Genomic DNA, 12,579 nt, shown 5'->3' with positions numbered 1-12,579 from the left:
GGGTTACAAACTGCCAAAGGGAATGCGAGAAATCAAAGAAAAGACACCAAATCCTACCAATAGCGCCCCGCTGACTGGGTTAATCCAACCAGACCAACGACGCAACTCCAGCAGTTTTTTGATCGCAGCGGTAAAAGTACCTGCCAAAATTAATGGTGCAACATACCCTGCTGTATAAGAAAGTAACAAAACTGCGCCTAAAATTACGTCTTGTGTGCTGGCTACCCAAGTTAGTAAACTGGCTAAAACAGGCGTGCTGCAAGGAGAAGCCACTAAGCCAAAAGTTAAGCCGATAAAATAAGAACGCACTCCCGGAGGTAAATCTGGGGAAATCCAGTTCGTCTCGCCCAAAGAAGGAAATTGTATGGGTAATGCTTCGAGTAAGTTCAACCCCATAATAATGGCGATGACACTCACAATAATTGGTAAACCAAAACCGATTTGTCCGTAGACTTTGCCGACTAAACCAGCTATGATACCCATGCCAGCCAGGGTAGTTGCTAACCCTAACGCAAACCAAGTTGACTGGGCTGCTGCTTGTAAGCGGCTTTTTGCTTCATAGCCCCCGATATAGCCGATGGTAATGGGTAGCATCGACAACATACAGGGAGTTAGGCTAGTAAGTAAGCCAGCCATAAAAATTATGCCAACGCTCAATAAACTCAGGTGTGTGAGTTGGTTAGCAACTAGGTTGTTGGCAAATTGTTCGAGTTCATAAATTCGAGTTTGTAAAGTCTCCAACATAAGGTATTTTTAATCTGGAAATGCTTGATATGCTTGAATTTTAGCTTACTTCCCTTTTAAAGAAATTTTTTATGTATAAATTGCCTGTACTACAATTACAGACAGTATGTTGACGATTACGCAAAAGAGTTGCAGGAATATTGCCGTGTACTAGATGCTGCAAAAATCCTTCATAGGAAGCGCCTAAAACAATTACATCACTCTGCTTGTGCTTGGCATACTCTAAAACTGCATCTGCAACCGAAATACTCATTACTGCGCTATGAACATGGTGTTGCCGAAGATTAGCGGTAACGCACCGCTAGATATCTGGCGGTGCGTTATGCTGTCGCGCAGGCTTTGCGATCGCAAATCTCAAATCCCAAATTATTTAAACAGACTAAAGAACTGTGCCGCGTGTGGTTTCTGTATCGATTGGTTTGATGAGATATAGCTGTAACATATTCCAAGCAATGGCGAGAATTGGCGGGATTTTTTGGAAGAATTTAACCAAACTTGGCTGATTACTTTTGTTAATTGCAACGATTTTCAAGTTGTTCTCAGAACACTGTTCTAAGCGCCAGAAAAATTCCGGGTGATTTGTATTGAGGATGAGGGGAAATGCTCGTGCAGAAGTATTGTTTGTTTCTTGAATAACTCGGTTGTTGTATTTACGGGGATGAATACCAATTGCTTCGTAGAATGAGGCGCGTTCAAATACTGTCATTGTATGGGTAGCAAACACAGTCAGGAGAAAGAACCGCACCCACAATTTGGCTTGCCAACTTTTCCAGAGTTTGGTTTGCGATCGCAGCAATGCTTTAAAGAAATCCCCATGTCGATTTTCGTCTTGACACCAACTCTCAAATTTGCGGAACAGTGGATAAAACTGGTATTCTGGATGCTCCTGCATGTGCTGATTAACTAAGATATAACGCCAGTAACCAATCTTCTCCGATAAGTAAACTGTGTAAATAATCCACTCTGGCGGGAAGAAAGTATATGTGCGGGACTTAGTTAAAAAGTTTAAGTCTAGAGATAATTTTAAGTCTGCCATTGATTTGTTGAGAAATCCTGCATGGCGAGCTTCATCTCTAGCCATATATTCAAAGGCTTCTGATAACAGCGGGTTATTTTTTTTCAGGCGGCGAGATAATTCTTTAAATAACAGAAAGCCAGAAAACTCTGAGGTACAAGAGCGTTCTAAAAAGTCAATAAAGGCGCGGCGTTTTTCCCCTGTAATGTGATCCCATGATTGTTTAAATTCATCATCACGCACAAAGTGATGGCGGTTATAGTCAGCACGCAGTTCATCAACGATCGCCTGGATTTCTGCTTCATTAGCCGATATGTCCAATTTCGCCACTGCATCAAAGTCAGTGGTGTAAAACCTAGGTGTTAATAATGTTTCTGCAACAGGTGCTTTAACACCCGGCTTCAGCAATTGAGGCTCTGGAGTTGCCACTGAATCGACCATGAGACTCCTTTAATTGTTTCATCTTTTAATAGTTATATAAGCATAAAATGTTGTTATTCCACATCAGTTAAATTATTGAAAAGCAGATTTCACGAGATAACCTTAATGCTTCGGTTTCTCAGGGTTTTAGCACCTATTTTTTAGCTAATTTTGCCGCTTTTTAGAGATGTAGCAATGCAGCATCTCCATTTTGTCCAAACATATAGGAATATAAAGAAATATTAATAGCTGTATAGTTATACAAGTATTGATAGTTAAATGATTTTGGGAGAACAAAAATCCCCAAGAACAGTATCGGCAGTGGTATTTGCTGGTTGAAGTGATGCCGATGCTTTTCCCCTCTACATCTAGAATAACAATTCTCTATCTCTGACGTAAATTCTTGTAAAAGGGCTGTTAGCGGTAGCGAGGCGTTCAGCCTGTGCTGAGTAAGAATACTAGCGCCTAGCCTCTTAATTAATGTAAGTCGGTGATGAAGGAACCAAAAATGAGTAGCAATCTAGCCATAAAACTGCGTTCTGGTACGCAAAAAGCTCACACAGCAGCAGAAAATGTCGGCTTCATGAAATGTTTTCTCAAAGGTGTTGTAGATAAAGACTGCTTTGCGAAGTTTCTTGGCAACTTGTATTTTGTGTACACCGAACTAGAAACAGCCTTAGCCAGTCACCAAAACAATCCTGTAATTGGTGGGATGTACTTTCCCGAACTGAATCGCCGGGCAGCTTTAGAAACAGACATGGTATTTTACTATGGCAACGACTGGCGGAATTTAATCACACCTTCCAACAATGCCAAAAAGTACATCGCCCGCATTCAACAATTATCTGCATCTGCACCTGCTTTATTAATCGGTCATGCCTACACCCGCTACATGGGCGACCTTTCTGGTGGTCAGATGTTACAAAAAATTGCCCAATCAACCCTCAAGCTGTCTGGCTACGAAGGTACATCTTTTTATAACTTTGACCAAATTCCCGACAAAAAAGCCTTTAAAGACAAATACCGGGATGCTTTAAACGCTGTACCTGTTGATGATGCCACAGCCGAAAGCATTGTAGCTGAAGCCAATTATGCCTTTAGTTTGAACATGCAAATGGCTGAAGAACTAGAAGGAAGTTTAATTAGAGCGATCGGTCAAGTACTATTTAATAACCTGACTGGTTCTCATAACCCAGGTAGCACTGAAGCTGCCGCCACTAATTAATTTTCGAGAAATTAGCTGTTTGGTTGGAGTCAACACATCATGCACCGCAACTGATATCTAAACTAGACAGCAGCTAGACGGAAAAGCTAGAAGAGTAGAGGCGCAGGGTGAGAATATCTGACTCAGTATGAATATTTCTGCTGCTTTGCACTAGCAAATAGAAAATCTATGGGCAATTTGTTGGCTGTGAACAAAATCAACAAGTTGCCACTTCTCATAACGATACAGGATGGCTATTTGATTTTTGCAAAGCTGAGGTAGACCCTTCTTTCTTCTTGCTGTTTCCCATTCCCCATCTCTACAAGTAATTCAGCAATTAAATCAGATTGCTATACAACCAACTACTCAGACTGGTTTTCAGCCTCGTTGTGATTTGAGAGTTTGAAAATACAGGCTACCCAATACATTGGAGGTTTTGATGGTATTCATATCACCTGGTGTCAAATTTGATTTGGATTTGGTCAAAAAGTACGACACAGCAGCACCAAGATACACCAGTTATCCACCTGCGACAGAGTTAAATGAAGCATTTACGACAGCTGATTTTCATGCAGCGATCGCCGCTTCCAATCAAAGAAAATCTCCGCTATCATTTTATTTCCACATCCCTTTTTGCCAAAGTGCTTGTTATTTCTGTGGCTGTAATACAGTAATTTCCAACAACAAGAATATTGCCAAACCTTATCTAGAACATTTAGCTCAAGAAATCAGGAATATGTCTACCTTGATTTCTCCAGATAGAAAGGTATTGCAAATGCACTGGGGTGGTGGTACACCCAATTACTTAGAGCTTGACCAAGTAGAATTTCTCTGGAAAAAGATTACACAACATTTTGAGTTTGACCCCCAAGCAGAAATTTCCATTGAAATTAGTCCCCGCTATGTGGATAAAGAATATATTTTCTTTTTGCGGGAACTAGGATTTAATCGTGTTAGTTTTGGCATCCAAGACTTTAATAACGAAGTACAAGTAGCAGTCAATCGCATCCAGCCAGAAGAATTATTATTCAATGTCATGGACTGGATTAAAGCAGCCAAGTTTGACAGCGTAAATGTCGATTTAATTTATGGTTTACCTTATCAAACTCTCCAGACATTCCGAGAGACAATCAAAAAGACAGTTGCTCTAGATCCTGATCGAATTGTGGTGTTTAACTTTGCTTATGTGCCTTGGTTAAAACCAGCGCAAAAAAATATTCCGCAAGAGGCTTTACCTAAACCCCAAGAAAAATTAGAAATTTTGGAAATGACTATTGAGGAATTAACCAATAGTGAGTATTTATTTATTGGTATGGATCATTTTGCCAAACCTAATGATGAATTAGCGATCGCCCAACGAAATCGCACCCTCCAGCGCAACTTTCAAGGCTACACTACCCACGCTGGCACAGATTTATTTGGGTTTGGTGCAACATCAATTAGTATGTTAAACGATGCCTATGTCCAAAACCACAAACAATTGAAAGATTATTATCAGGCAGTTGCTAACAATCTTTTACCTGTTAGTAAAGGTATCAAACTAACTCAAGATGATATTATCCGCCGAGATGTGATCATGTGCATTATGTCGCATTTTCAGTTGTATAAACAAGATATTGCCGAGAAATATCACATCAATTTTGATCAATATTTCTCTCAAGAACTAGAAGCATTGCAACCATTAGCAGCAGATGGACTTATTAAATTATCTGCCCATTACATTCAAATTACAGATATAGGCAGATTATTAGTGAGAAACATTGCTGTTGTTTTTGATGCTCATAATCAAAAGCAAGACAAACAATTCTCCCGGACAATTTAACAAATAATTGTAATGATTTCAGCCAAAGTTTAGGTGTCAGGGTGTCAGGGTTTGGCTGAATATTATCCCAGACCCATCTATATAGTTTCAGCCTAATATGTTAGGAAATTGTTGATTGCTCAAAGCCATAATAACGGCTAGATTTATACTCAGCATTCAGCACTTTGCTAAAATTTTAGTTTTGGTATCCTGTGTAAGTCCTAAGAATAAAACAGTACTATCTTATATTCTCTGCATATAGCTGAGATTTAAAAACTAAAATTTATCTAAAATATATGAATCCTCAATGAGATTTAATCAAAATACTGATGTTGCATATATCAGGATATTTTTATCTATAAATCGGTAGATCACCTCCTATCTATCTTTTGACTTTACAAGTTACCTCATCTGGGAGAAACGCCAAGAAATCAATGTTGTTAATCTGGTTACAGATGAGATTTTGAGGTCGTTATGAATATTATTGCTTGGATAATATTAGGTCTTTTAGCTGGTGCGATCGCCAAAGCCATTTACCCCGGTTATCAAGGCGGCGGAATTCTTTCGACAATGATTTTAGGGATTATCGGTGCTTTTATTGGTGGTAGTTTATATACATTACTCCAAACGGGTACTTTGCAGTTAACCGCCACAACCTTTAGTTTACCCGGTTTATTTATTGCAGTCATTGGTGCAATCATTGCTATTTACTTGTGGGGACTGCTGCGAAGAAGCAGTAATGCTTAAACGATTATGAATCAACCATAATTAAATTCAGAGTGTGTTTGGTGAGTTTTCCCAATCACACTCTTTACAACCTTGAAGCATGGTTTCTGATTAATTGAAACCATAATACACCTACTGTAGAAAGCTGGTTTTTGCCTAAACACCACACTAATCATATTATTGGCAGTATCAAAAATTATCTAGAAGAGCAGTTGAGCAATTATAAACTGCCAAGGCAATAAATTTATTGTCCACTATTTTTTGTTGAAAATAATCACAGAGGCATTGCATGTTTTTTCATAAAAAAGAGCCAATCCATTCTGTCAATATTAGTGAACCCAACCCTCGGTTTGCTCAGTTACTTCTTGAGCAATTTGGTGGTGCAACTGGAGAACTAACTGCTGCTCTCCAATATTGGGTGCAATCTTTTCATGTGGAAAATGCTGGAATTCGAGATATGTTGCAAGATATTGCCATTGAAGAATTTGGGCATTTAGAGATGGTTGGTAAACTTATTGAGTCTCATACTAAAAATACAGATCAAACAGAGGTTTATAAAAGTACTCTGTTTGCTGTTCGTGGTATTGGCCCTCACTTTTTAGATAGTCAAGGAAATTCTTGGACAGCCAGCTATATCAATGAAGGTGGCGATGTAGTTCGTGATTTGAGAGCGAACATTGCAGCGGAAGCTGGCGCTCGCCAAACTTACGAAGAGCTAATTAAATTAGCAACAGATCAAGGTACAAAAAATACTTTGGTACATCTATTAACGCGAGAAATTTCACATACCCAGATGTTTATGAAAGCTCTCGATTCACTGGGTAAATTGACAGATCCATTTTTTGGGAACATTCAACCTGACGAAACGGTGAATATTTACTACAATCTGTCAAGTAATGGCAATGGTCACGATGAGCGCGGCCCTTGGAATTCTGAACCTGCTTTCAAATACATTGCTAACCCTTTAGAAAGCAAAACTAACTAACTTTTCTCTCCTCTTAATTCCTAATCAAACCTCAATGATCATAACTTGAGTCAGTTGGAGTTGCTTCCCTGGCTCAATTTATTGTCAACAGAAATAAGTTCTTCTTTCTACTTTTGTTAGTCAGCACTATTCAAGGAAGATTAATTTGTGATTGTTAAGTCTACACAAAATGGTTGGGAAGTGATTTATCATCGCGCCCATGCTTTACTTGCAGCACAACTAGCAGGACAATGGCGACGGAAGAATGCACCACCACGGTTATATGAAACACTCGCCGCAATTTCTCATCATGATGACTTAGAAAAAGAATGGGAGGAAGATAATCTTACCGCAGCAGGCGCACCAATGGATTTTATGTTGAATCCAGAAATTAACGTTGATAAGTTGGCGAATCTGATTAAAAATGCTCACTATCGCGGACGCTGGGTAACTTTACTAATTTCTAAGCATCTGTGTCGAATAAATGAGTCTAAACGAGGTAAATCTCCAGAATTAGACAAATTTTTAGACGAACAAGTCAAAAACCAGAAACATTGGCGTAAAGATTTGGGGATTGAAGAAGATGAAGTGGATGCAGCTTACGCATTTATGCAATGGTGCGATCGCTTATCATTAATTCTCTGTCAGCAAGAACTCCCGGCTGATGAACGATTTTTAGAAATTAGCCAGGGGCCTGATGGTCAACGTTATGACATTATGCAACGCAGTGATTCTTTAGTGACTGTCCAACCTTGGCCATTTGAAGATGAAAAATTTACAGTCAATATCGAAGCTTGTGACTTGGGACAAGTCAAATTTGAAAGTCCATCTCAATTAATTCAAGCACTGCAAAAAGCTCCTATTAAGGTGCTGGAGTGGACTTTTGTGACCGATTAAAACATCCATAAAAATGAAAAAGCGCCTGGGAGTGTTGCCGTGTTTCCACCCCATGCGCTCTTTCTTTTCAACTTGCTCCTCACACACAACTATAAAATAGCATTTGTTTTTTGAATTAGTAAATCTGTTGTGTGACAGTTTTACTTATTGCACAAAGTATGGTATGATTTTATCCCAAATTAAAAAGCACCTAAGAGTGTTGCCGTGTTTCCACTCTCGGTGCTTTTTAGTTTCAACTTGCTCCTCACACACAACTAGAAGTTATCACTTGTTTTTTCAAATGGCAAGTATATTATGTAACACTTTATGAAGTCTTGATATAAGACCTACTTTATTGGGCTGAAAAGCATACAAATTAGATATTTAGATAAGATATAACTCAGGGTGGTTGCCCACCATAACCAAAATTCTATGTCTTTAAGACATATTACTGCCAAGGATTAATGCAGTATGTCAAAAATCCAGCGCTCCTATTTGCAGCGTTACTGTGTTTCTGTTTTGTCCGTGTTAATTGCGCTGCTACTAGGCTTAACGCTGGATAGCCTGTTTAAACTAGAAGTCTCGCCACTTTTTTTTGGGGCTGTAGTTTTGAGTAGCTGGTATGGGGGATTAAAGCCTGGTTTATTGGCAACAGTCTTGGCGGTTTTAGTCAATAATTACTTCTTCATTCCGCCCATCTACTCTCTTATACCCAACACCTGGACTAATGTACTCCAACTAATTGTTTTTAGCTTGATATCGCTATTAATTAGTTCTTTAAATTCAGAATTGCATATTGCTAAACAAAAGTCACAGGACAAGCTGGCAAAGCTCACAGTCAGCTATCGCAGTCTATTGGAGACAGCCTACGAAGGTATCTGGATATTTGACCAAGATGGACAAACAGAATATGTGAATTCTCAGTTAGCCCAAATGCTTGGTTATAGTGTAGAGCAGATGTGCGATCGCTCGATTTTTGACTTTCTCGAAAATGATGCTCAAAACGAAATTCAGCAATGGGTAGAGCAAAATCAGCAACATCATCAGGAGGCTAAACGGCAGTTTGAAGTGCGTTTACGCCGCCAAGACACATCTGAACTATGGGTAATTGTTTCGATTAGCTCCATCTTGAATGAGCAAGGTAAATTTTCTGGGATGGTGGCTATGCTGACTGATATTAGTGAGCGTAAGCATTCCGAGACAATTCTGGCTCAAGAACAAGCAAAGCGCGATCGCGAAAGTCAACTGCTGCGTGCCATGCTAGATATTCTGCCTGTAGGAGTAGTCATCTCTGATGCTAAGGGCAAGTTTATCGAAATTAATCCCACAATTAAAGCAATTTGGGGCGAAAACGCACCATTTTTGGACGATCCCAGCCAATACCATGAATATAAAGGATGGTGGGCAGATACAGGTAAACCGATTGCAGCAGAAGAATGGACACTCGCCAGGGTTTTAGCTACAGGTGAGACAGTAATTGGTGAAGAAATTGATATTGAAAGCTTTGATGGTCAGCGCAAAACCATTCTCAATTCTGTTGTACCGATTCGAGATGAAAACGGAGCCATTATTAATGCAGTAGCTGTCAATGTAGATATTACAGAACGCAAGCAGGCTGAAGCAAAATTGCGTCAAAGTGAAGCATTAGCCAAAGCACGGGCTGAAGAACTAGAAACCATCATGGAAACTGTACCCGCAGCAGTTTGGATTGCTCACGATCCCCAATGTCATCAAATGACAGTCAACCGTAGTGCTTATAAATTGATGCGCCTACAACCAGGCTCAATCATGACAGCAACTCCTGCTAGTGGAGAATATACTCTCCCATTTAAAATTCAAAAAAATGGTCAAGATGTTCCCCTAAACCAATTACCAATGCAGCAAGCCGGTTTGACTGGTCAGGAGATGGAGGGAGAATTTGAATTTGTTTTTAGTGAAGGTGATGTGCAATATATTTACGGCAAAGCCGCACCTTTGCGCGATCATTCGGGTACTATTAGGGGCGTAATTGGAGCTTTTATAGATATAACTGAGCGCAAGCAAGCCGAAGAAGTATTACGACAAAAGCAAGAATGGTTAGATTTAGCCCAAGCAGTTGGTAAAATTGGCAGCTTTGAGTGGAACATTCCCACTAACGATAATATTTGGTCAAAGGAATTAGAAGCAATCTATGGTTTACAGCCCGGTGAGTTTGGTGGAACTTACGAAGATTGGAAAAAATGGGTTCATCCCGACGATTTAGCTAAAGCACATACAGATATTGTCACTTCCTTAAAATCAGGCGAGTTTTTCACTGACTTTCGCGTAATTTGGCGAGATGGTAGCATTCATTGGCTTCATGCTAGAGCCAAAGTTTACTATGATCGCGAAGGTAAACCTTTACGTATGGTAGGCGTGAATGTTGATATTAGCGATCGCAAACAAGCCGAAGAAGCACTACGACAAAGTGAGTCTCGACTGCGACAGCTATTAGAATCAAGCATTATCGGCATTATTGAAGCCGAGCCAGACAAAATTACCTTTGCCAATGATGCCTTTTTACAGATGCTCGGTTACACCCAAGCAGATTTATTAGCAGGTAACTTGCGCTGGCAGGAAATGACTCCACCAGAATACACTGAACTGGATCAAGCCAAAGTAGAAGAAGTATTTGTGTCTGGTGTCTGTACTCCATTTGAGAAAGAATATATCCACAAAGATGGCTCCCGTGTACCAATTTTATTAGGTGCGACTTTATTAACACGCAATCCCTTTAGATGGGTTTGCTTTGTGCTGGATTTAAGCAAACGTAAGCAAGCAGAAACAGCGTTGCAAGAAAGTCAGAATCGTCTGAATTTGGCTTTAGAAGCCGCTGATATGGGTACTTGGGACTGGAACATTGTTAAGGGAGAAATTCACTGGTCTACTAATTTAGAACGCATCTTTGGGATAATGCCTGGGACTTTTGATGGCAGATATGAAACATTTGCTGCCATGATTCATCCCGATGATGTGACTTTGGTGGAACAAGCAATTCATCGTGCTATTTACGAAAGAGAAGAATACAATCTTGAATGTCGATTTATTAAACCTGATGGTCAAATTCGGTGGGCAATTGTCAGAGGTTGTGTATTTTATGACCAAACAGGCAAGCCAATCCGCATGGTGGGTGTTGATTTAGATATTACCAATCGTAAACAAGCCGAAGCCGCATTACGGCAAAGCGAATTGATGTTCCGCACATTAGCAGACACAATGGCGCAAATGTTTTGGATTACCCAACCAGATGGCTACCATGAATATTTTAATCAACGCTGGTATGACTACACAGGTAAAACCTTAGAACAAGCCCAAGGAGAAGGCTGGTTAGATATTTTACATCCCGATGATGTGGAGAGTACGATAAACATCTGGCAAGATTGCTTGCAAACGGGGAAAAAGTATGAAATTGAATTTCGTCTGCGTCGTGCTGTTGATAGCGAATATCGTTGGCATTTAGGATTAGCATTTCCATTACGAAATCAAAACGGCCAAATCATCAAATGGTTTGGTTCATGTACGGATATTCATGAACAGAAGTTGGTGGTTGAAGAACGGGCGCAAGCATTGGAACGGGAACGCACAGCCCGAATAGAACTTGAAAGAGCCAACCGTATGAAAGATGACTTTTTAGCAATTGTCTCTCATGAATTGCGATCGCCTCTGAATCCCATTCTCGGTTGGGCAAAACTACTCAAGAGTCGCAGATTAGATGCAGCCAAGACAACCCAAGCTCTAGAAACTATTGAGCGCAATGCCAAATTACAAGCGCGGTTAATCGAAGATTTACTCGATGTGTCGCGGATTCTGCGGGGTAAGCTCAGTTTGAATCTCTGTACAGTTGACTTAGTAACTACCATTGAGTCTGCATTAGAAACTGTACGTCTAGCGGCTGAAACCAAATCAATTCACCTGCACACTGAGTTTGCTATTAGTGAAGTGAAAGTTGAAGGCGACCCCAACCGCTTACAGCAAATTATTTGGAACTTACTCACAAATGCCGTCAAGTTTACACCAGAAGGCGGATGGGTACAACTACGACTAGAAAAAGTTGGCAATTTTGCCCAAATTCAAGTTACTGATACAGGTAAAGGTATTAGTGCAGAGTTTCTTCCATTCGTTTTTGACCGCTTCCGCCAAGCCGATGAGGTTACAACTAGAAAGTTTGGTGGACTAGGACTAGGATTAGCAATTGTGCGTCATCTTGTAGAACTCCACAGTGGTTCTGTGCAAGTCACCAGTCCCGGAGAGAATTTAGGTGCAACCTTTACCGTAAAGTTACCTTTAATGGTGACTGCGACTGAAACATTAACAGATTATCCTGTAATCGAAAATACACCCAATCTTCAAGGTGTCCAAATAGTCATTGTTGATGATGATGTTGATACTTTAAATTTACTAACTTTTATTTTGGAACAGTATGGTGCTAGAGTCCAAGCGGTAAACTCAGCTCAAGAAGCACTGCAAGCGATCGCTAAAACCCAACCACATTTACTACTAAGTGATATTGGTATGCCCACAATGGATGGCTATATGCTGATTCAGCAGGTGAGAAGTACAACTTCAGCTAGTACTTTACCTGCGATCGCTTTAACTGCTTTTGCTGGCGAAGCTAACTCTCAAAAGATTATTTCCGCAGGCTTTCAGCAACACCTCACCAAGCCTATCGAACCCGCAGAATTAGCAGCAGTAATTGCTAATATAATTCGCATAAGCAAGAATGATAAATAATAAAAAGCGCCTGGGAGTGTTGCCGTGTTTCCACCCCAGACGCTTTTTAATTTCAACTTGCTCCTCACACAACTAGAGAA

The 12,579-nt window shown here is 40.1% G+C and carries 9 protein-coding genes; 6 read left to right on the top strand and 3 right to left on the bottom strand.

Features of this window, described 5'->3' with window-relative positions:
* Positions 1 to 3: 3 nt before the first annotated feature.
* The 3 genes from AC504W_RS28010 to acsF all read right to left on the bottom strand — a co-directional run bounded on the left by AC504W_RS28010 (position 4) and on the right by acsF (position 2,200).
* Positions 4 to 744 (bottom strand): cytochrome c biogenesis protein CcdA, encoded by a 741-nt coding sequence (locus AC504W_RS28010; RefSeq protein WP_494875545.1) that lies wholly within the window; start codon positions 742 to 744, stop codon positions 4 to 6.
* 40 nt (positions 745 to 784) lie between these two features.
* Positions 785 to 997, bottom strand: a complete 213-nt coding sequence (locus AC504W_RS28005) for a hypothetical protein (protein WP_494875544.1) — start codon at positions 995 to 997, stop codon at positions 785 to 787.
* 126 nt (positions 998 to 1,123) lie between these two features.
* Positions 1,124 to 2,200, bottom strand: coding sequence for a magnesium-protoporphyrin IX monomethyl ester (oxidative) cyclase (acsF, locus tag AC504W_RS28000; protein WP_494875543.1), 1,077 nt, complete (start codon positions 2,198 to 2,200; stop codon positions 1,124 to 1,126).
* A 487-nt stretch (positions 2,201 to 2,687) separates the two neighbouring features.
* Here acsF and AC504W_RS27995 point away from each other — a divergent pair, with 487 nt between their 5' ends.
* The 6 genes from AC504W_RS27995 (at position 2,688) to AC504W_RS27970 (ending at position 12,499) form a co-directional block, all read left to right on the top strand.
* The gene (locus tag AC504W_RS27995) at positions 2,688 to 3,404 is read left to right on the top strand and encodes a biliverdin-producing heme oxygenase (protein WP_494875541.1); all 717 of its coding nucleotides are present in this window, start codon (positions 2,688 to 2,690) and stop codon (positions 3,402 to 3,404) included.
* Positions 3,405 to 3,822: 418 nt separating this feature from the next.
* The gene (gene hemN / locus AC504W_RS27990; RefSeq protein ID WP_494875539.1) at positions 3,823 to 5,205 is read left to right on the top strand and encodes an oxygen-independent coproporphyrinogen III oxidase; all 1,383 of its coding nucleotides are present in this window, start codon (positions 3,823 to 3,825) and stop codon (positions 5,203 to 5,205) included.
* A 453-nt stretch (positions 5,206 to 5,658) separates the two neighbouring features.
* The gene (locus AC504W_RS27985; RefSeq protein ID WP_494875538.1) at positions 5,659 to 5,931 is read left to right on the top strand and encodes a GlsB/YeaQ/YmgE family stress response membrane protein; all 273 of its coding nucleotides are present in this window, start codon (positions 5,659 to 5,661) and stop codon (positions 5,929 to 5,931) included.
* Positions 5,932 to 6,199: 268 nt separating this feature from the next.
* Entirely contained in the window at positions 6,200 to 6,895 is a 696-nt protein-coding gene (locus AC504W_RS27980) for a manganese catalase family protein (RefSeq protein WP_494875536.1), read from the top strand.
* Between the two features lie 147 nt (positions 6,896 to 7,042).
* Positions 7,043 to 7,771 carry a DUF3891 family protein gene (locus AC504W_RS27975; RefSeq protein ID WP_494875535.1) on the top strand — a complete coding sequence of 243 codons (729 nt, stop codon included), beginning with the start codon at positions 7,043 to 7,045 and terminating at the stop codon, positions 7,769 to 7,771.
* A 450-nt stretch (positions 7,772 to 8,221) separates the two neighbouring features.
* The gene (locus tag AC504W_RS27970; RefSeq protein WP_494875533.1) at positions 8,222 to 12,499 is read left to right on the top strand and encodes a PAS domain S-box protein; all 4,278 of its coding nucleotides are present in this window, start codon (positions 8,222 to 8,224) and stop codon (positions 12,497 to 12,499) included.
* Positions 12,500 to 12,579 lie beyond the last annotated feature (80 nt).

This window comes from Nostoc sp. C96 (assembly GCF_059384975.1).
Note: the sequence above shows the minus strand (reverse complement) of the source record. Positions and strands in the feature narration are given on the sequence as shown.